The 19121-nt window shown below is 63.4% G+C and carries 17 protein-coding genes; 8 read left to right on the plus strand and 9 right to left on the minus strand.

What is annotated here, in order from left to right:
• Positions 1–10: 10 nt before the first annotated feature.
• The 3 genes from nadA to QRN42_RS13330 all read right to left on the minus strand — a co-directional run bounded on the left by nadA (position 11) and on the right by QRN42_RS13330 (position 2646).
• Positions 11–1318: a quinolinate synthase NadA gene (nadA, locus tag QRN42_RS13320; protein ID WP_284979644.1), complete on the minus strand. Its 1308-nt coding sequence runs from the start codon at positions 1316–1318 to the stop codon at positions 11–13.
• Positions 1315–2025 (minus strand): NUDIX hydrolase, encoded by a 711-nt coding sequence (locus tag QRN42_RS13325; protein ID WP_284979645.1) that lies wholly within the window; start codon positions 2023–2025, stop codon positions 1315–1317. The genes nadA and QRN42_RS13325 overlap by 4 nt, the downstream gene beginning before the upstream one ends.
• Before the next feature lie 147 nt (positions 2026–2172).
• A complete protein-coding gene (locus tag QRN42_RS13330; protein WP_284975418.1) occupies positions 2173–2646 on the minus strand; it encodes an Lrp/AsnC family transcriptional regulator in 474 nt (157 codons plus the stop codon).
• Positions 2647–2846: 200 nt separating this feature from the next.
• On the opposite strand from QRN42_RS13330, the gene QRN42_RS13335 reads away from it, so the two are divergent.
• The 5 genes from QRN42_RS13335 (at position 2847) to QRN42_RS13355 (ending at position 7592) form a co-directional block, all read left to right on the plus strand.
• Positions 2847–4229, plus strand: coding sequence for an amino acid permease (locus QRN42_RS13335; protein ID WP_284979646.1), 1383 nt, complete (start codon positions 2847–2849; stop codon positions 4227–4229).
• 138 nt (positions 4230–4367) lie between these two features.
• Positions 4368–5414 carry a thiamine pyrophosphate-dependent enzyme gene (locus QRN42_RS13340; protein ID WP_284979647.1) on the plus strand — a complete coding sequence of 349 codons (1047 nt, stop codon included), beginning with the start codon at positions 4368–4370 and terminating at the stop codon, positions 5412–5414.
• On the plus strand, positions 5407–6438 hold the full coding sequence (locus QRN42_RS13345) for an alpha-ketoacid dehydrogenase subunit beta (RefSeq protein ID WP_502869504.1): 1032 nt from the start codon (positions 5407–5409) through the stop codon (positions 6436–6438). The genes QRN42_RS13340 and QRN42_RS13345 overlap by 8 nt, the downstream gene beginning before the upstream one ends.
• A complete protein-coding gene (locus QRN42_RS13350) occupies positions 6431–6760 on the plus strand; it encodes a biotin/lipoyl-containing protein (protein WP_284979648.1) in 330 nt (109 codons plus the stop codon). Before QRN42_RS13345 ends, QRN42_RS13350 begins: the two co-directional genes overlap by 8 nt.
• Before the next feature lie 4 nt (positions 6761–6764).
• On the plus strand, positions 6765–7592 hold the full coding sequence (locus QRN42_RS13355) for an alpha/beta fold hydrolase (RefSeq protein WP_284979650.1): 828 nt from the start codon (positions 6765–6767) through the stop codon (positions 7590–7592).
• A 12-nt stretch (positions 7593–7604) separates the two neighbouring features.
• Here the strand turns inward: QRN42_RS13355 and QRN42_RS13360 are convergent, their stop codons facing one another.
• Positions 7605–8018, minus strand: a complete 414-nt coding sequence (locus QRN42_RS13360) for a winged helix DNA-binding protein (RefSeq protein ID WP_284979651.1) — start codon at positions 8016–8018, stop codon at positions 7605–7607.
• 72 nt (positions 8019–8090) lie between these two features.
• On the opposite strand from QRN42_RS13360, the gene QRN42_RS13365 reads away from it, so the two are divergent.
• Together QRN42_RS13365 and QRN42_RS13370 are read left to right on the plus strand one after the other, a co-directional pair.
• Positions 8091–8753: a phosphoribosyltransferase gene (locus QRN42_RS13365; protein WP_284979784.1), complete on the plus strand. Its 663-nt coding sequence runs from the start codon at positions 8091–8093 to the stop codon at positions 8751–8753.
• A gap of 33 nt (positions 8754–8786) precedes the next feature.
• Positions 8787–9533, plus strand: a complete 747-nt coding sequence (locus QRN42_RS13370; RefSeq protein WP_502869505.1) for an IclR family transcriptional regulator — start codon at positions 8787–8789, stop codon at positions 9531–9533.
• Between the two features lie 24 nt (positions 9534–9557).
• On the opposite strand, the gene QRN42_RS13375 is transcribed toward QRN42_RS13370, so the two are convergent.
• Positions 9558–11036: an APC family permease gene (locus tag QRN42_RS13375; protein ID WP_284979653.1), complete on the minus strand. Its 1479-nt coding sequence runs from the start codon at positions 11034–11036 to the stop codon at positions 9558–9560.
• A 230-nt stretch (positions 11037–11266) separates the two neighbouring features.
• On the opposite strand from QRN42_RS13375, the gene QRN42_RS13380 reads away from it, so the two are divergent.
• Positions 11267–12226, plus strand: coding sequence for an AraC-like ligand-binding domain-containing protein (locus tag QRN42_RS13380; RefSeq protein ID WP_284979654.1), 960 nt, complete (start codon positions 11267–11269; stop codon positions 12224–12226).
• A gap of 12 nt (positions 12227–12238) precedes the next feature.
• Here QRN42_RS13380 and QRN42_RS13385 read toward each other — a convergent pair whose 3' ends face one another.
• The 4 genes from QRN42_RS13385 to QRN42_RS13400 form a co-directional block, all read right to left on the minus strand.
• Complete coding sequence (locus QRN42_RS13385) at positions 12239–13579, minus strand: MFS transporter (protein WP_284979655.1); 1341 nt, start codon at positions 13577–13579, stop codon at positions 12239–12241.
• 120 nt (positions 13580–13699) lie between these two features.
• Entirely contained in the window at positions 13700–16732 is a 3033-nt protein-coding gene (locus QRN42_RS13390) for an AAA family ATPase (protein ID WP_284979656.1), read from the minus strand.
• Positions 16729–17976, minus strand: coding sequence for an exonuclease SbcCD subunit D (locus QRN42_RS13395; protein ID WP_284979657.1), 1248 nt, complete (start codon positions 17974–17976; stop codon positions 16729–16731). Before QRN42_RS13395 ends, QRN42_RS13390 begins: the two co-directional genes overlap by 4 nt.
• Positions 17977–18047: 71 nt before the next feature.
• A complete protein-coding gene (locus QRN42_RS13400; RefSeq protein ID WP_284979658.1) occupies positions 18048–19016 on the minus strand; it encodes an aquaporin in 969 nt (322 codons plus the stop codon).
• Positions 19017–19121 lie beyond the last annotated feature (105 nt).

Consider the following 19121-nt stretch of genomic DNA (forward strand, 5'->3'; position numbering starts at 1 on the left):
TGTTCTGTCGTCAGGCCGGCTTGGCGGCCAGCATGCGCTCCAAGGCGATTTTCGCGTTGTCCTGCACTGCGTCATCCACGGTGATGCGGTTGACGATGCGTCCTTGGACGAGTTCCTCGAGCACCCACGCCAGATAGCCCGGGTGGATGCGGTACATGGTGGAGCACGGGCAAATCACGGGGTCAAGGCAGAAGATGGTGTGCTGGGGATTCTCGGCGGCAAGCCGGTTCACCATGTTGATCTCGGTGCCGATGGCGAACGTGGTGGGTTCCGTGGCAGCGGCGATGGCCTTTTTGATGAAGTCGGTGGAACCGGCGGAGTCCGCAGCGTCCACGACCTCCATGGGGCACTCCGGGTGAACGATGACGTTCACGCCCGGGAAGTCCAGGCGGGCCTTCTCGATTTGGCTGACGTTGAAGCGCTTGTGGACCGAGCAGAATCCATGCCACAGGATGACTCTTGAATCCAGCAATGCCTGCTCATCATTGCCGCCCAGTTCTTTTCGCGGATTCCACATGGGCATCTGCTCAAGGGGCACACCGAGGGCTTTGGCGGTGTTGCGCCCCAAGTGCTGGTCCGGGAAGAACAGGACCCTCTGACCGCGTTCGAACGCCCATTCCAGGACCACTTTGGCATTGGAGGAGGTGCAGACGATACCGCCGTTCCGGCCACAGAAAGCTTTGAGTGCGGCAGAAGAGTTCATGTAGGTGACCGGTATGACAGGTACGCGGCCTTGGTCATCGGTTTCCGTCCCGAAGATTTCCTCGAGCTGCTCCCAGCACTCCTCCACGGAATCTTCATCAGCCATGTCCGCCATGGAGCATCCGGCTGCGAGGTTGGGCAGGATGACGGCCTGCTCCGGGGTGGAGAGGATATCGGCGGTCTCTGCCATGAAGTGGACACCGCAGAAAATGATGGCTTCAGCGTCCGGCTTGGTGAGTGCGGCGTTGGCCAACTGGAAGGAGTCACCCACGAAGTCCGCGTACTGGATGACTTCATCGCGTTGGTAGAAGTGCCCCAGGATCACCGCGCGATCGCCGAGCTTGGCTTTCGCGGCACGGATACGGGCGTCGAGTTCGGCGTCGCTGGCCTGTTTGTATTCGTCCGGCAACTGGCCTTGCCGCGGCGTGGCGGCCGGTGCGGTGTCGCTGCTGGATGCCCCAGGACCGTAGGCAGGAGCACCCGCGAGCGCTTCGGCGAGGTCGTATTCCCAAGGTCCCTTCGCCAACGCCGGGCTGCAGGTGGCGCCTGCGCGGGAGAGTCCGTTCTCTGCTTCTTCGCGAGTGATCAACTGGACGGCAGTGTTGACGCTGCTCATGATGTGCTCCTGTTATCTGGCCCGAGGCCGGGTGTTCCGGTAAAGCGGTAGAGGCGTGGTGGGCGGTGTTTCCCGCCTTGGAGGTACTGGCCGGTTTCTTCGATTTCCGGCGTGGCCTTGATGTGGCGTCGGAAATTAGCGGGATCCAATTGCCGGTCCAGGACGGCTTCGTAGACTTCCCGCACTTGGGCCAAGGTGAAGAATTCACCCAGAAGGTGGTAGGCGATCGATCCGTAGGCCATCTTGTTGCGGAGCCGCCACAGTGCGTAGTCCACGATTTCCTTGTGGTCGAAGGCCAACTCCCCCAAGCGGTCGGCCCGGAACCAGCGCACGTTCTCCGATTCGTCAGCGAGGGCGGCTTCTGTCGGTTGGACCAGAGCCCAATAGACGATGGAGACCACACGCTGGCTGGGAGAGCGGTGGAGGCCGCCGAATGCGTACAGCTGCTCAAGGTAGTGCGGAATGAGGCCGGTGGTCTCACGGAGGTTGCGTGAAGCTGCGTCCTGGAGGGATTCGTCGTGAGACAGCGGCCCACCTGGCAGGGCCCACATGTCCTTGAACGGCTCGCGAATCCTCCGGACCAGCGGCAACCAGAGGGTGGGACGGCCCGATTTTTCGCTTGGCCGAAGAGCGAAAATGACGGTTGAAATAGCCAACGACGGCGGTGCCAGCCGCCGTTCGGCGACGTTCGCTGAGATGGGACTCATGGCACGCACCTCGCTTCGACGCCAGCCCGTCCCGCCGGAGTCTCGGTGCTACCCCGGAGGAATACATTGGATGATCAGAATTAGTTAAAGTCATGTTGACTAGAACTAATGGTACGTCCGTGGCAACGTTGAACCAAATGCCCTGCGTCACATTTGCTCGGCTGCCGCCTCCATGAGGGGCAGCGTGCGCCCTTGGATATGGCTGTTCAGCGCGATGACCGACGAGCAACGGACCACGGACTTGGTGGCAATCATGGCGTCAAGCACCCGCTGCATGTCAGGGTTGGAGCGCGCGGCGATCCGCACCATGAGGTCTGAATTGCCCGTCACCGTGTGCACTTCGGTGATCTCGGGGATGGCACTCAAGCTCTGGATAACGGCGTCGTGGCCAATCTCCTGGGTGATGGTGACGGAACAGAAGGCCACCACGGGGAAGCCGAAGTTCGCCGGATCCGGCTGCGGGACCCACGATCCAATGACGCCGCTTTCCATCATGCGGTCGATCCGGGACTGCACAGTGGCACGGGCGACGCGGAGCACCCTGGAGGCTTCAAGCACGGAGGATCGGGGCGAATCCGTGAAGAACCGTACAATTTTTGCATCAAGCGCATCGACCATCATCAAAGTTCCCATCGCCCAAGGGTTGTCACCTGTCACATCGGCACCGTGAGAAGTGATGTATCTTACAATCTGCGAGAATTATTCCACGGTCCTGCCTGCGGCGTCGACGCACGGTTGATCCGCTCGCATCCCAGATAGCTTGTCCAGCTCACGAGGCTGCCAGGCTCAACCCCCATGTAATCCATAGAAGGTAGACACGTATGACAACGAAGTCCATGGCGGCTCCTGCCCAAACATCCGGCCTCGGCCACTCCCTGAAGCCGCGCCAGCTGACCATGATGGGATTGGGCAGTGCCATTGGCGCGGGCTTGTTCCTCGGCTCAGGCGCCGGTGTCCAAGCCGCCGGCCCGGCCGTACTGGTTTCATACCTCGTGGCCGGAACCCTGATTATCCTGGTCATGTGGGCGCTCGGCGAGATGGCTGCCGCCAATCCCAATAGCGGCGCCTTCTCCGTTTACGCTGAAAAGGCCCTGGGCAAGACAGCCGGAGGGACCGTCGGTTGGCTCTGGTGGCTGCAACTGGTGGTGGTGATCGCCGCAGAAGCTCTTGGCGCCGCAGGGCTGCTCTTCTCGGTGTGGCCCGTCGTCCCGGTCTGGATCCTCGCACTGGTCTTCATGGTGGCCTTCACGGGAATCAACCTCGTTGGTGTCCGCAATTTTGGCGAGTTCGAGTTTTGGTTCGCCATCTTGAAGGTAGCGGCAATCGTCATTTTCCTGCTCATCGGGGCAGCACTGTTGTTCGGCTGGCTCCCTAACGTCGCGTCCCCCGGGTTCTCGGCGTTCGGGACTTTCGCTCCGCACGGCATGAGCGGCATAGCGAACGCCTTGTTTGTGGTGATCTTCGCCTTCGGCGGCACGGAAATCGTCAGCGTGGCCGCTGCCGAAACCGAGAATCCGGCCCACAGCGTCGGCAAGGCGATCCGCACCGTGGTGTGGCGCATCCTGGTCTTCTACATCGGTTCCGTGTTCGTCATCGCAGCTGTCCTCCCCATGGGATCTGCCGGGCTGAAGTCCCCTTTCGCAGGAGTCCTCGACCTTGCAGGAATTCCCGGAGCCGGGACAGCCATCACCCTGGTGGCCGTGGTGGCGCTGTTGTCGGCCCTGAACGCCAACCTTTACGGGGCGTCGCGGATGATCTTTTCGTTGTCCGAGCGAGGCGAAGCACCCCGGATGCTGTCCGCGGTGAACAGCAACAAGGTGCCAGTGGCCGCCGTCGGCATTTCCGTGGCGTTCGGCTTCATCGCGACCGTCCTGGAACTGATCTTCCCCGAGCACGTCCTGCCTGCACTGCTGAACCTGGTGGGCTCCACCTGCTTGATGGTTTGGGGAACCGCCCTGGTTTCCCAGTTCATCCTGCGCCGAAGGGCTGATCGCGATGGAACGGAGCTGCCCTTGCGCATGAAGGGATTCCCGTTCCTGACCATCCTCGGCTTGGCGCTCTTGGTACTCATCCTTGCCGTTGGCTTCGCTAACCCTGAGAGCGCAGCCCAGTTGCTCGGCACGGTGGCGCTGATCCTGGTGATTGCCGCGGGTTGCTTCTTCAACGCACGAGCCAAGTTCGGAAAGACACAGGAAGTCCGCTAACTACTTGCCTAACGCATTGACGAAGCCCTGCACAGTTTGTACCGTGCAGGGCTTCGTTCGTTCCTCAACATGGACAAAATGCTGTACTCAAACTGAGCTTATTGCGCAGGCACGATCCCGGTGACTAGGGTCACACCCATGACTACCCATCCCGTGCTGTCCGGCGGCGACGTCGCGCCGGCCCCGCTCACGCACGAACAGCTCCGTGAGCTTTACGCCCTCATGTCAGCGGTACGCCGGCTGGATACCGCCGCTGTCGCTTGGCAACGCCAAGGCATCATCCCCGGCTACGCTCCGGAGCTCGGCCAGGAAGCTGCCCAGGTGGGCAGCGGCTATGCCGTGGACCGGACACGCGACTTCGTTTTTCCCACCTACCGCGAGATGGGGGTGGCCAAGGCGATGGGACTGGACATGGTGGGCTACATGTCCACTCACAAAGCCACCTGGCACGGGGGTATGTACAACCCGCTGGAGTCGCGCTTCGCACCGATCCAGGCCGTGGTGGCCGGTTCGGTCCTGCACGCCGTCGGCTGGGCCCATGGCCAGACCCTCGGCGGACACACGGACAGCGGCGTTGCCGTGACGTACTTCGGCGACGGCGCTTCATCACAGGGCGATGTCCATGAAGCCATGAACTTTGCAGCGGTCATGAAAGCCCCAGTGGTCTTCTTCGTCCAGAACAACGGCTGGGCAATATCCGTCCCCACAGAACGGCAGGTTGCCGGGGGCTCCGTTGCTGCCCGGGCAGCCGGGTATGGCATCCCGTCCCTTCAGGTGGACGGCAACGACGTCGTTGCTGTTTACCAAGCGACGCAGTCAGCTTTGGCACATTGCCGCTCCGGCAATGGCCCAGTGGTCATCGAAGCCATGACGTACCGCCGCGGTCCGCACTCAACAGCCGATGATCCCGGCCGTTACCGCACTCTTGAGGAGGAGCGGCTGGCTGCGGGCGAGGACCCGCTGGAACGCTTCAAGCAGCGACTGCTTGCCGAAGGCGTGGCGGATGAAGCCTTCTTTGCCGAGGCGCAGCGCGCAGCCGAAGAAGAGGCTGAAGCGATCCGGACCGGCATCGAAGAGCTGGGGCCCCGGCCCGGCGCCGAGATGTTCAGCATGGTTTTCCAAGAGCCAACACCCGACCTCCAATCCCAGGCCACTGCGTGGCGCGAGGAGTCAGAACATGTCTGAGACCACCATGACACCCGTGCAGGATGCTGAAGCACCGGCACCGAATGTAGTCACCATGTCCATGCAGCAAGCCCTCAACCTTGCCTTGGACGAGGTTTTGGGAGAAAACCCAAAAGCCGTGATCTTCGGTGAGGACTGCGGCCGTTTGGGCGGCGTTTTCCGGATCACGGACGGACTCCAGGCAAAACATGGTGAGGACCGTGTCTTTGACACCCCGCTGGCAGAGTCCGGCATCCTCGGCATGTCGGTGGGCTTGGCAATGGCGGGCTTCCACCCGATTCCCGAAGTGCAGTTCGACGGTTTCGCCTACCCGGCAATCAACCAAATCGTGTGCCAGATCGGACGGATGAACTACCGCAGCCGCGGCACGCTGCCCATGCCAATTACGTTGCGCGTTCCCAGCTTCGGCGGGATCCGGGCTCCCGAGCACCACGGCGAAAGCCTGGAGGCACTGTTCGCCCATGTCCCCGGACTCAAAGTCGTCTCACCGTCCACTCCGAACGATGCCTATCACCTGCTCAAGTACGCCGCCGGCCGCCCGGACCCTGTGATCTTCATGGAACCAAAGTCCCGTTACTGGCAGAAAGGTCCTGTGGAGTTCGCTGCTGGAAACCCTACAGGCGCACGGGTGGCCAAGGAGGGCCGCCACCTGACATTGGTGGCGTGGGGTGCGATGGTCTCCCGCTGCCTGCAGGTTGCCGAACTCGCCGCAGAGGACGGGATCGACGTCGAAGTCCTGGACCTTCGCTGGCTAAAGCCCATCGACGCCGAAGCACTGGCACGCTCTGTCGGGAAGACGCGGCGCGCCGTCGTCGTTCATGAAGCACCGCTCACCTCCGGACTCGGCGCCGAGGTGGCCCAGCTCATCACGCAGAGCTGCTTCGACACGCTCAAGGCCCCGGTGGAGCGAGTGACCGGCTTCGACGTTCCCTACCCGTCCGGGGACCTGGAGGACGAATACATTCCGAACATCGACCGCATCCTTTTTGGGATCCAACGCGTACTGGAGTACCGCCGTGACTGAACTTACCTTTCCGTTGCCCGATCTTGGTGAAGGCCTCATCGAGGCAACCGTGCTCGAATGGCTGGTGGAACCCGGCCAGCAGGTGGAGCGCAACCAGGCAATCGTGGAACTCGAAACCAGCAAGTCCGCCCTCGAACTGCCAAGTCCCCAGGCAGGTAAAGTGGTGCGTATTCACGGAGCGCCAGGTGACACCGTCAACGTCGGCGAACCGCTGATTGTGTTCGAGGTGCCGGACGACACCGCCGGGATCGTGGGCACTGTTCCCAAGGACGAAGCACCCAAGCGCCGGGTCCGCCTGAGCGCCGTACTCGATGAGGACTGAGACCATGACCGGCAGGCACACCGTGGAACAGCACAGGCACACAGTGGAGGGCACCGACCCGGGACTGTTCGTTCAAATCCATGAACCTGCCAACGACGCCGGCCTCCGGCCTGTCCTCCTGATTCACGGATTTTCGTCCTCCAGCAAGTTGAACTGGCAGGACAGCGGCTGGATCACCGCCCTCCAGGAAGCCGGTCGCCGGATCATCAGTGTGGACTTGCCCGGCCACGGCCGCAGCTACTCCCCGGAAGATCTGGACTCGTATACACCCAGTCGGATCCGCGCAGACTTCCTTCAAATCGTGACCGACGCCGGAGCCCGGCCCCTTCGCGAAGGGGACCCGGCCACCGGCGTGGACGTTATCGGCTATTCCCTCGGATCACGGCTCGCTTGGGAATTCGGCGCAACCCAGCCAGACCTGGTCCACCGGATGGTCTTGGGCGGACCCAGCACGGCCGATCCCCTGGCCGCGTTCGACCTTGCCGCCGCCCAGCGGCATTTGGCCGACGGGACGCCGATCAACGACGCCTCCACGGCCGGCCTGCTGAAGATGGCCCAACTGCTGCCCAGCAACAACCTGTTCGCCATGTTGTCCCTCATTGAGGCCATCAAGGAAGAACCTTTCGATCCGTCAGAGGCCGCGCCGCACATGCCTCTGTTGCTCGTGGCCGGGGAGAAGGACGAGCGTGCAGCGACCATGCCGGAATTGGCCGCCATCGCCGCGAAACACGGTGCCAACGTTGAAACACTCCTGATCCCGGGCCGCACGCACACCAATGTGGTCACCAGCCGCGCGTTCAAAGAGGCCGCCGTCGAGTTCCTCGGAGTCTGAACCGCTGAGCCGCTAGCGGGCCAGCCGTTCAGCGTTGAGGCTCATGCGTTCGAGCACACTGAGGGCCATGGCGTATTCATCGATGCCGATGCCCATGGACAAGTCCTGACGGGCCGTTTCCACCAACCACGCGGCTTCGTGGCACTTCCTCCGCCCCACGTCGCTGAGGGTCAGCCGGTCATCGATCATGGTGATCATTCCACGTCCCACCAAAGTTGCCAGCTCCCGTTCACGCAGACGAACATCGCTTCCCCAGACCGGCAGGAGGGCCTCCACCAGTTCACCGGGACGAAGGGCGCCGTCGTCGAGGATGGTGAGAGCTTGCCATTGCCGTCGACTGAGCTTGAGCCGGGCAAGGGTGCGGTCAAGCTGGGCCTCCAGGGCGGCATCGAGCCTCTTGATCCAATATCCGATGGGCTTGTCCACTTGTTCATGCTTTCAGTGGATGGGCCAGCGGGCAAGGAGCGAACGGTAGGCTGGGGTCTGCAAACGATGGACATGGAAGTGGAGCAGATGGGCGTGCGTTACAAAGACCGGGCAGAGGCCGGCAGGCGCTTGGCTGAAGCACTCCCCCAGTTCCGGGAAAATCGCAGCACCATCGTGCTCGGGCTCGCCCGCGGCGGCGTACCGGTCGCAGCCGCAACCGCCGAAGCCTTGAGCCTGCCCTTCGGCGCCGTGCTGGTGCGAAAGCTCGGCATTCCCGGCCGGGACGAGACCGCCTTTGGCGCACTGGCTTGGTCGCAGGGAGATGTCCTCCGGATCGTCAACAAACCCATCAAGGAACTGATTCTTTCCCGCGGCATCACCCAGGCTGCCCTGGACGCCGTCGAAGCCCACGAGCGCACGGAGCTTTTGCGCCGCGCGGACGAGTACCCGGGCACTGGCCATGATCTCCACGGAAAAGCGGTGATCCTCGTGGACGACGGCCTTGCGACCGGGGCCACCATGCGGGCCGCGGTGGAAGCAGTCCGCGCGGGAGGCGCCTCTACGGTCATTTCTGCGGTCCCCGTAGCGTCGTTGGAAGGCACGTCGTCCCTGGCGCGGGTGTGCGACTTTGTGCTTCCCCTCCACATCCCGGGTAAGTTCCACGCCGTCGGGGCGTTCTATGAAGAATTCGGGCAACTGACCGATGCCGACGTCGTGAGCCAACTAGGTGGCTAGGGACAAGCGGGAAAGCCGGCCCAGCACCATAAGATGGTTCGCATGAATCCCCGCAGCGCCACCCAGGGCCCAGGCGAAGCGACCGCCCAGGTCCCTCCGGCCCAAACGCTCTCACGGGGAATCCGCGCCCTGGAAATCCTCGCCGCAGCAGAACGGCCGCTCACCATCGCCGAGCTTACGACCGCGCTGGGTGTCCACCGCTCGGTGGCTTACCGCATCCTCCGGACGCTCGAGGACCACTCACTACTGGTCCGCGACGACTCAGGCCGTGTCCAACCCGGACCAGGGCTGGCGGTCTTGGCCAGTGGCGTGTCCCGGAATCTCCAAACAGCTGCGTTGCCGGAGCTGACCCAGTTGGCAAACACTTTTCACATGACCGCTTTTGTGGCCGTCTGGGACCACCAGGAATGCGTCACGTTGGTGACGGTCGAGCCCAGGCACTCCGGCGCTGCCCTCGCTCAACACCCGGGAAGCCGTCACCCCGTCAGCAGTGGAGCTCCCGGGATAGCCATCCAATCCACCATGAGTGAAGAACGGTGGGACCAGATGGCCCCAGGCATCCCCTACCGGCCCGAAGCGCAGGAGGCGCGTAAGAGGGGCTACGCTGCGAGCCATGACGAAGTCATCGCCGGCCTCTCGTCATTGGCGGCCCCGATTCACGTCCCCTCGGGACGGCCGGCAGCGATCGCCGTCGTCTATATCCGGCTGGACCAGGATGCCGAAGCCGTGGGCGAGGCACTGGCCGCTAGTGCTGCGCGAATCGAAACCCAGCTCGCCTGACCTGCGGCCCGGGCGCGCGTCTTCTCAGTCGTCTTCGGACCCGTGACCGATACGTGCGTAGAGGGCCGGCTGCGAGCGCCGTAACCGCAAACCCCAGATGATGCCTACGACGCCGGGGAGCAGCACCAACGCAGGAAGGATGAATGACGCCGGGGTGGATTCGGTCTGGCCCAGAAGGACGTTGAAGTTCGCTGTGATGAGGCCGAAAACGAGTGCCAGGAGAACAAATCCAAGGCCCGGAGCGATCACTTTTACCCACAAGCTGGCAGCATGCCGCTGCTTTCGGAAAAACCCGATCACGGCCACGGACACCACGGCCATCAACAGCACGAGTCCCATCGCGCCGCTGTTCGTCAGCCACGTGAACATCGTCAGCACCGGATACATCTCGCCAAGATCGGATCCGGACCCTGCGATGGCGAACGCCACGGTCACGACGACGGCGATCACCGTCTGCGCCAAGGAACCGGCGAAGGGAGCTCCGGTTCCTGTCCGGACCTTGGCCAGCGCTGATGGGAGGACGCGTTCGCGGCCGAGGGAGAAAAAATACCGGGCAACGGCGTTGTGGAAACTGACCAGCGCAGCAAAGAGGCTGGTAACGAAGAGGAGCTGGGCGATGTCGCTGAGCAGGACTCCCCCGTGCGCACCGAGGAACGAGAAGATCATGTCCGGACCGCTGGTGGTGGCGGCCGCGATAACGGAGGAGGGGCCTGTGCTTACTGTCATCGCCCATGCGGACACCGCATAGAACACCGCGATGATGCCCACGGCCGCGAACGTCGCCCTGGCCACCGTGTGCTGCGGGTCCTTGGACTCTTCTCCATAGATGGCCGCTGATTCAAAACCCATGAAGGCTGCGATGCCGAACGAGAGCACCGCCCCGATCCCTGGCACAAAAAGCGTGGCGGGGCTGAAAGCCTCCGCACTGACGCCCTCAGGAGCCACTGCCAGGCTGATCACGTCGTAGGCGATCACCACTACGAATTCCAAGGCCACCAGAACGCCCAGCACCTTGGCGGACAAGTCCACCCGGTTGACGCCCAGCCACCCCACAATTGCTATGCACACGAGGACGGGAATCCACCACGGCACATTGATGCCCAGGCGGGCCGAGAGGAGCGAGGACACGGTGAACCCGAACAGTCCGTAGATGCCGATCTGCATAAGGTTGTATGCCATGAGTGCAACCAGGGATGCCCCCACCCCGGCCGGTCGTGAGATTCCCTGCGCTATGTAGGCATAGAACGCTCCGGCGTTCGTCACGTAGCGGCTCATTGCCGCGTAGCCCACGGCAAACAGGGCCAGAATCCCGCCGAGGATCAGGAAAGACAGCGGGACACCTACCACCCCTGTGACAGCGAACGTCGTGGTGACTCCGCCGGCAAGTACGGTCAGAGGTGCGGATGCAGCGATAATCATGAAAGTTACCGCTGGTACGCCGAGCCGCCTCTTGCTGGTGGTGGCACTGCTGGTCCTGCCTTTGACGGGATTGTCCACGCTCATAGTGTGCTCCTGCTTCGGTACCGCGGATCATCGCGCGGCACGGGGTGGGTCTTTCCGCAATCTTCCACCGTCAGGACAGGCCGTGACTTGTCTCACACGGCAGGGTGTTTGTCAGTTCACGCATGCACCCTTGCAGAGGCGAGCCGGTGTAGAATCGTGGGCAAGCTCACGTCCGCACCAACGACCCTCCAGAAGCGGCCCGGTACCGCGGGCCGTTGAAAGGGAATTGGATGACCGTCCAGGCCGAAGCAGGCGCCACCACCGTTCAAACAATCGTGGCAGGGTCTTTCCAAGAATGGACCAAGGCCATTTCGGCTTCTTTCGTTCCTTTGTTGGCGAAGGGTCCGGCCAATGCGCAGTTCCACGGCACGATGCGCGGACGCGTGCTCGGCCAAATTTCCGTAGTGGACATCACCGCAGGACCACACACGGTAATGCGCACCTCCGAATTGATTGCCAAATCCACGGGACGCTTTTTCAAGCTCAGTATCCAACTTGCCGGAACGGGCCGCTTGGTCCAGGACGAACGCGAAGCGATACTGCGCCCTGGCGATCTCTCGATCTACGACACCTCCCGCCCCTACCAACTGACGTTCGACGACGACTTCCGGACGCTGGTGCTGATGTTCCCCCACGGCGTGCTGGACCTGCCTGCGGGGGCCATGGAGCATGTGACGGCCCTGCGTATTCCGGGCGACCAAGGTCTCGGCGAGATCATCAGTCCCTTTCTGGTGCGGCTGGCAGAGAACCTGGAAGCCCTGTCAGGAACCAACGGACTCCGGCTGGTGCACAACGCGCTGGACTTGGTCACCACGCTCTTCAACGGTGAGCTGGACCAGCTCATTGAAACAGGCCGGGACCCGCACTTGCTCCTGCTCGGCCGGATCCATGACTACATCGAGGCCAACCTCGGGGATCCGGAACTTTCCCCGGGAAGCATTGCGGCCGCTCATTACATCTCTACCAGGCACCTCCATGACCTGTTCCAGGAGATCGGGACCACGGTGGCGACGTCCATCCGGCAGCGCCGGCTGGAACGGTGCCGCCGCGATCTGAGGGATCCCGTCCTCGCGGACCGCCCTGTAACAGCCATTGCTGCACGCTGGGGATTCACCGATGCCGCCCACTTCAGCCGGATTTTCCGTGCTTCTTTTGGCAACTCACCGACGGGGTACCGCAACGCCGGCTGACATGGGAGGTGCCTACTCCCGCGATCGCCGCCGCATGACCAAGGCGGTGAGGACACCCAACAGCAGCAGTGCCACCGCTGCCGCCATCGAAACGATGAAAGCCGCCGTAGCCCCCTGTGCCTGCGCCAACTGGCCGGCCACGTAAGAACCAAGTGCCGTTCCTGCCACAATCCCGCTGGCAAGGGCTGTCATGACCGTCGCCATCCGTCCGGACGGGGCAACCACGCCGCCAATACTGAAGACAGTGACCATCACAGGCCCTACCGGAACGCCCAGGAGCAACAGGATAAAGACCATGGGCCAGATCCCGGCGGGCAGCACGAGTAGCACGGATAACAGGGCCATGGCCAACGCCGCGACAACCCAGCGGGCGGCCAGACTGAACCGCTGCGGCCAGTACGCCACGGACAGCGCAGCAACAGCCGAGCTCAAGCCCATCACCGAGTAGAGGAGTCCGGCGATCTCGGCCGTGGCGTACTGTGCCGAAAATGCACTGAGTGCGTTTTGGGTGGCCCCGAAGAAAGTGCCCATGCACACCATGGCAACGACCGGAACAGCCACCACGGCTGCCGCCCAGCGGCCGCGCCGGGCGGGATTGTCGTTCGGCGTCCCGGCACTGGTGGGTTGCTTCCGCCGGGTGGGGACCACGGCTTCCTGGCTCGGGTGCACGGCAAACGCCGGGACCAGGGTGATAGTTATCGCAGCCGCCAACGCCAACGGTAGCCACGGGGCAACCAGGCTGGCGAGGATACCAACAAGTGCTGGTCCGAGGACAAACGTGACCTCGTCCGCGGTGCCTTCGTAAGACAGTGCCGTGTCCAGATCCGCCCTGTTGCTGGCGACGCTTCCGCGTCCACCGCTGGATTCCAGGTTGCGGCTGGTCAACGCCATCCAACGCACCCGCGCCATAGGTCCAACCTGGGGACAGCTTGCACCGGCGAGCAGGGCTACCAGCAACACGGCAGAGGCGTCCTGCACGGACTCATATCTTGGCATCACATAGGCAGCGGCGAGCAGTCCCGCCACTGCCAGTGCATTCACGACGGCGGCCACGAGCAGTACCGTGCGCTGGCCGGCCCGGTCCGCCAAAGAACCGAGGACGGGGGCGCCGACGGCCGACCCGATCCCGACGGCTCCTGCGGCCATACCGCCAAGGGCGTAGGACTGGCTGACCGCCGTAATGAGGGTCAGTGTCCCTACCGTCAGCATCGCCAGGGGAAGGCGGGCAAACAGTCCCAGCGGGAGGAATCCGGGTCCTGCGAGTTCGGGCAGGCGGGAGAATCTGCCAGGCAGGCGGGAGGTGCGTTTTTGGGCTGCCGGTGACGGCGCGGGATTCCGCGGTCGCGCGGGCATCTGCGAAGGCAAAGGGGTCACAATAGGTTTTTCCATGATTCCGGGTTCGCTAATAGCTGCGCATCGTCCCTCCTCCCGATGCGCGCGACCCGGTTACGACCCAAGTCTATCGGATCGGCCTTAGCTCGGACCGGCACCGGCGATGTGGACACTGGACCCATGCCTGCCCTTGACCACCTGCAACTGGGTTTGGATGCGCTGTTTCATCTCAGCTACATGGCTGACCAGTCCTACGACCCTGCCGCCGTCGCGCAGCCCCTCCAAGGCATCCATGACTTGTTCCAGCGCTTGCTCGTCAAGGCTGCCGAAGCCTTCATCGACAAACAACGTTTCGATGTCAACGCCGCCGGCTTCTTGTTGCACTACGTCCGCCAGCCCAAGCGCCAACGCCAACGAGGCCATAAAGGATTCACCACCGGACAACGTGGCCGTGTCCCTTTGCTGTCCTGTCCATTCATCCACCACTTCAAGCCCGAGGCCGGACTTTTGGTTGCGGGCGGCGCGCGCGTCTGTATGCTGCAACGTGTACCGGCCATCGCTCATGGCAACAAGCCTCTCCGATGCAGCGACAGCCACCTGTTCAAGCCGGGCAGCAAGCACGTAACTGTTCAGGCTCATTCGGTAGCTGTTCTCACCGGCACCGCGGACAGTCTCTGCCAGCCCGGAGAGCATGCCAGCCCGTTGCCGCGGTTCCTTCCCTGACTGGGCTGCCTCCACGTACTCCGCCCGGATACGGCTCACCGACTTCGCAGCCTTCTCCGCAAGACCTGCCGCGAGCGCCACCTCGCGGGCCTCCTCACCGGCCACTGCAGCTGCGGCCCGGGCCGCGTCCAACTCGGCCGCAGGCAATGGGAGGTCGCCGATGCCAACTTCCTTGGAAGCAAGGGAAAGGTCCTCGCTGGCAAACAATTCCTCAATTCGCGCTGCCTCGGCGTCGAACTCCGCCAAATCCGTCTCCAACGCCACGACGTCGGAGGCCGATAAGAGCTCCCGGCGCGCGTCCCCCGCTGATGCGAACCCGGCCCCGGGAAGCGCCTTATCCAGCGCTGCTGCGGCCTCCGAACGGGCCTTCTCGGCGTGGTCAAACTCAGCGACGGCGTCGACGGCGGTTTGAAGGAGCATCCGTTGTGCAGAGAGGGCTTCGGAGCGTTCCCACAGGCTCGGAAAGTCCTGCCTCAGCGTTGTGAGTGTTGCTTCCAAAGCAACGAGCTGTTCCTGCAGCATGGCTGCCGCGGACGAGGCTTGCAGGGATGCCTGCCTGGTCTCGGTGAGTTGTTCCTTCACCAGGACGATGCGGCCCGTGAGCAACTCGTGCTCGGCTCGAAGTTTCTCCAGGGCCTGGGAAGCCTCGCGCGCCTCCACCACAGCCGCTTTCGAGGACGCCAAGCGGCGTTCAGCTTCATCGAGCTCATCCGAACCTCCTTGGGCAGCGAGGCCTGCGACCCGTTCCGTCGCTGCTGAGAGGTCCGCTGCGATCTGTCCGAGGACTTGCTCGCTTGCTTGGAAGGCGCGCTCGGCCTCTTGCTCGTCTTGGGCGATGCTCAGGGCGGACTGGGCGGCGGCAGCAGGGAAAGGATGGTCGTGGCTGCCGCAGACGGCACAGGGTTGCCCCGGAATCAGGGCGGCAGCGAGTTCACCGGCGGCATTTGCCAGCCGCGCTTCCCTTACATCGAGCCAAGCTTGCCGGAGATCCTGGGACTCAGTGCGGGCCTGAGCGTGGCGCTCCGTAAGAACGTTCAATTCCTGCAAGGAGGCAGCGTGTCGGATCACGAGGTTCACATGGTGCTCTGCCGCTTCCGCCTCACGTTGGGCTTCCGCAAGGCGGGCCGCCACGGGCTCGAGCAGCTCGATGCCTGCGGCAACGGCTGTTTGTTCCGCCGTGAGTTCCTCCAGAGCGGCGGCCGCCTCGCCGGCAGTCGCCCCCAGCCGTTCCAGCTCGTCGCGCCTGGAGGCCAGCTTGGAGGTAATCTGCTCCAGGCGCTGCTCATCGGGCAATCTGGCGTCCAAAACGGCCAGGGTGGTTTTGGTGGTTTCTAGGACGGCTTTGGGATCCGACACGTCCAAGGCGGCCGCCTCCAAGCGCTCCACGGCGTGATCCTTACGGTCACGCGCGGCGTGGAATATGCCGACGGCGGTTTCAAGTGCTTCCAGATGCCCGCTGAGGACGGCCGCGCGACGGTGCCGGGCGAGCTTGTCTTTCTTTTCGAGCGCAGGCGGTGCTGCCAACTCCAGCAACACCCGCCGTTGCATTCCGGCCGCGAGGCGGGCGTGGCGCTGCGCTTTTTGCACGTCGTGCTGCAACTGCTCCTCACGTTGCCTGGCGCGGGCCTCCGCTAGCGTTGCATGACCTTGCCGTCGTTCAGTTTCCGCCGCTATTTCGGCCTCCAGCGCTTCAAGCCATGCCTCCGGCTCCGTTGCGCGGGCAGCTTGATCGAGTTCGACGGCGGAACCGCCAGCCTCGCCGGAAGCAGGAAGGCCGAGGTGATCCCTTTCCCCAGCTGCCCTGTCAAGAAGGTTATCGAGGTGCCTTGCGTTCTCTTCTACCGCCCGTGCAGCTTCCGCGGCTTGGAGCGCTACTTGCTTCTCGACTGCCTCGAAGCGCTGGGTACCGAAGAGTTTCTGCAGGAGATCAAGCCGGTCGCCGGCCTTCGACCGCAGGAAAGCGGCGAAATCACCCTGGGGCAACATCACCACGCGCGTGAACTGATCGCGATCCATACCGAGAACATCGGAGAGCTCGGCACCCACTTCATCATTCCGGGATGACTTCTCTATCCAGCTTCCCGCCACTCGTTCACGCAGGAGGGTCTTGGCCTGTTGGGTGGTGAAGCCCTTGCGGCCACGTGCGCTGGGCCTGTCCCAGGCGGGAGACCGGGTCACCTCGAACCGACGGCCCCGGGCCGAGAATTCGCAGACAACGTGCGGTTCCACCCCTGGAGCGGCGTGGTCGCTGCGGAGGCGCTTTCCCTCTTGGCGTGCACCCGGCACGGAGCCATAGAGGGCGAAACAGATCGCGTCGAGGACGCTGGTTTTGCCCGCTCCCGTGGCTCCGTTCAGGAGGAACAAACCCTGGGCGCCCAATTGATCAAAGTCGATGTGCTGTTTTGCAGCAAAGGGCCCGAAAGCCTCCAAGTCCAGGCGATGGATCCTCATAGCTCCGCCTCCGCTACCCTGGCAGCCTCCAAGGCCTCACGTAATGCGGCTACTTCCGCGTTGCCGGGCTCCCGCCCGCGAACGTGCTCCAGGAACCCGCAACAGACCTCGAGGTCGTCCCTGGCATCAGCTAACCTGCGGCTGTAGCTTTCCTTGCTCCGCACCCCAGCGTCGTCGGGGTCGAAAACCAAAACAAGGGTGTCCGGGAAACGTGACCTCACCTGCTCCATCGCCTGGGTTGGGCGCTGGGTGTCAGTCAACGTGACCTGGCAGTAGGCCGACTCTGCCCACGCGTGCTCGGGAGACTCCAGAAGCTCCCCCAACTGTCCGCGCAATACTGCCAATGCCTTGTGCTCTTGCCACGTCACTTCCTGGACCGCCACGGCGCCCGGCCCTCCTGCCTCGCCCCCGGGTTCTATGTCCAGCAACCAAGCGCCCTTGCGATGGTTTGCTTCCGAGAATGAGTAGGCCAACGGCGAGCCCGAATAACGCACATTGTGGCCCAACTCCTGCCGCCCGTGGAGGTGGCCCAAGGCAGTGTAGGTGAAGCCCTTAAAGAGATCGAGTGGTACTGCACCGAGGCCGCCGATGCTCAGGTCCCGCTCACTTTCCGACGTGACCCCGCCGGAGGCAAAGGTGTGGGCGAGGACCACAGGGTGCACCGGGCCCAGCGCGCGCCGGCGCTCGACGTCGGCCCGGATCCTCCGTACGGCTTCGAACGTAACGTCAAAGTGGCTGGCGTTCTCCACTCCCAGGCCGTCGGCTACGAGCCGGGGTTCCAAGTACGGGATGCCATAAATGGCGACAACGCCCTTGGCGGGCTGTTCCGGGTCCACAGGCTGTTCCTGGTCCGGAGACTGTCCCGACTCCACAGACCGCTCCGGGTCCAGCGGCAGGACAACCGGGACATCCAAGTCCTCGATCCGCGTCCTGAGGTGCACTCCCCCGCGTTCCAAGAGGCGGGAAGCAAAACCGAGCCGGATGGCGGAATCGTGGTTGCCGCTGGTGAGTACCACACGGGCCCCGGCTTCGGTGATCCGGACCAAGGCCTCGTCCAACAACTTGACAACGTCAAGGCCCGGCAACGCGCGATCGTAGACGTCCCCCGCTATCAGGACCACATCCACCCCGGCCGACACAACGAACGCGACCAACTGGTCCACGAAGCCGCGCTGCGCTTCCAGCATGCCAACGCCGTGGAATGAGCGGCCCAGATGCCAATCGGATGTGTGGAGTAACCTCATGTTCCCAAGTTAACCGGGGGCACCGACAAAAAGAGGAAGGCGAGCCATCCGTCGTCGAGCCCTGGCGGTTGCTAGCCTCTCTTGCCGTCGAAAAACTCGCGCGCCTCATCAGTTGATGTTGCCTGAGTCCGCGAGGTTGCGGTCGCGACCGTACCGGACTCAACGGAGCCGGTTTGGGCCAGGTCGTCATCGTCGAGTCGCTCCGAAACGTTCGAATCCTCGTCCTCCGAAGCGTTCCTGTTCTCCACGCGAGCCACCGGGGCCGAGGGAACCACGGCGTCAGCGCTGGCCTCTTTGGCGGCCTTGGCCGAGGAAGCGTCGCGTAACCCACGGAACGTCAGGCCCGCCAGGACGGCGCCCATGACGGGGGCCACCCAAAACAGCCACAAGCTCCCCAACGCCCACGAATCGCTGAAGAAAGCCTGGGCTGTAGCACGGGCAGGATTGAAGGGGAGGTTACCCAAGACCTGGCCGAATTGGAGCAGGACTGCCATGGTCAGGCCAACAGCAATGGGTGCTGCGGACGGCAGTGCGCGGCTGCCCACGGTGGAGCCAAGGAAAACAGCGACGATCAGCGCCGCACCGATGACCTCAACCAAAAGAACGCCAGCCATCTGGGTTTGCGCCAAGGAGTGCTCCCCAAAACCAGGAGCTGCGGCGTCGAAGGCTTTCCTCGCGTCAGTGAGGACAGGCACCGTCAACACCACGAAGTAGACGAGCGCCGCGCCGAGAATGCTACCGACGACCTGCGCCACCACGTAGGCGAGCGCGGCTACTGCCCGGATACGGCCTGCTATGAAGTTGCCCACCGTGACGACGGGGTTGAAGTGCCCACCGGAGACATGCCCGAAGGCAAACATCGCGGCGGTCACTGTCAGGCCGGCAGCCAAGGCAGTGGGAACAGGAGCAGAAGCGGGCGTGGAAAAAACTGCCACACCGGCCGCCACGAGCACCACAAACATCGATCCGAGGGCTTCAGCCGACGCCCGGGCCAGGAGTCCCGGGCTGCGGTCGGCGGTGTCCAATACGGGAGTGGTCATGGCGGATGGATCCTTAAAGTTTGCTGGTGAAATGCGGGTGACCGGAGTACGGGGTGACCGGAGCAGTGGGTGCTGGCCCCAACGCATCTTGCCAGCCGAAGCTGT

Origin of the sequence: Arthrobacter sp. fls2-241-R2A-200 (assembly GCF_030209745.1) — a bacterium.
In the GTDB taxonomy this organism is placed as follows: Bacteria; Actinomycetota; Actinomycetes; order Actinomycetales; family Micrococcaceae; genus Arthrobacter.

Coding starts and splice junctions, on each gene's coding strand:
- QRN42_RS13390 (WP_284979656.1), bottom strand. CDS start 16,732: ATGAGGATCCATCGCCTGGACTTGGAGGCTTTCGGGCCCTTTGCTGCA.
- nadA (WP_284979644.1), bottom strand. CDS start 1,318: ATGAGCAGCGTCAACACTGCCGTCCAGTTGATCACTCGCGAAGAAGCA.
- QRN42_RS13340 (WP_284979647.1), top strand. CDS start 4,368: ATGACTACCCATCCCGTGCTGTCCGGCGGCGACGTCGCGCCGGCCCCG.
- QRN42_RS13330 (WP_284975418.1), bottom strand. CDS start 2,646: ATGATGGTCGATGCGCTTGATGCAAAAATTGTACGGTTCTTCACGGAT.
- QRN42_RS13375 (WP_284979653.1), bottom strand. CDS start 11,036: ATGAGCGTGGACAATCCCGTCAAAGGCAGGACCAGCAGTGCCACCACC.
- QRN42_RS13400 (WP_284979658.1), bottom strand. CDS start 19,016: ATGACCACTCCCGTATTGGACACCGCCGACCGCAGCCCGGGACTCCTG.
- QRN42_RS13395 (WP_284979657.1), bottom strand. CDS start 17,976: ATGAGGTTACTCCACACATCCGATTGGCATCTGGGCCGCTCATTCCAC.
- QRN42_RS13335 (WP_284979646.1), top strand. CDS start 2,847: ATGACAACGAAGTCCATGGCGGCTCCTGCCCAAACATCCGGCCTCGGC.
- QRN42_RS13355 (WP_284979650.1), top strand. CDS start 6,765: ATGACCGGCAGGCACACCGTGGAACAGCACAGGCACACAGTGGAGGGC.
- QRN42_RS13370 (WP_502869505.1), top strand. CDS start 8,787: ATGGTTCGCATGAATCCCCGCAGCGCCACCCAGGGCCCAGGCGAAGCG.
- QRN42_RS13365 (WP_284979784.1), top strand. CDS start 8,091: ATGGAAGTGGAGCAGATGGGCGTGCGTTACAAAGACCGGGCAGAGGCC.
- QRN42_RS13325 (WP_284979645.1), bottom strand. CDS start 2,025: ATGAGTCCCATCTCAGCGAACGTCGCCGAACGGCGGCTGGCACCGCCG.
- QRN42_RS13345 (WP_502869504.1), top strand. CDS start 5,407: ATGTCTGAGACCACCATGACACCCGTGCAGGATGCTGAAGCACCGGCA.
- QRN42_RS13385 (WP_284979655.1), bottom strand. CDS start 13,579: ATGCCCGCGCGACCGCGGAATCCCGCGCCGTCACCGGCAGCCCAAAAA.
- QRN42_RS13380 (WP_284979654.1), top strand. CDS start 11,267: ATGACCGTCCAGGCCGAAGCAGGCGCCACCACCGTTCAAACAATCGTG.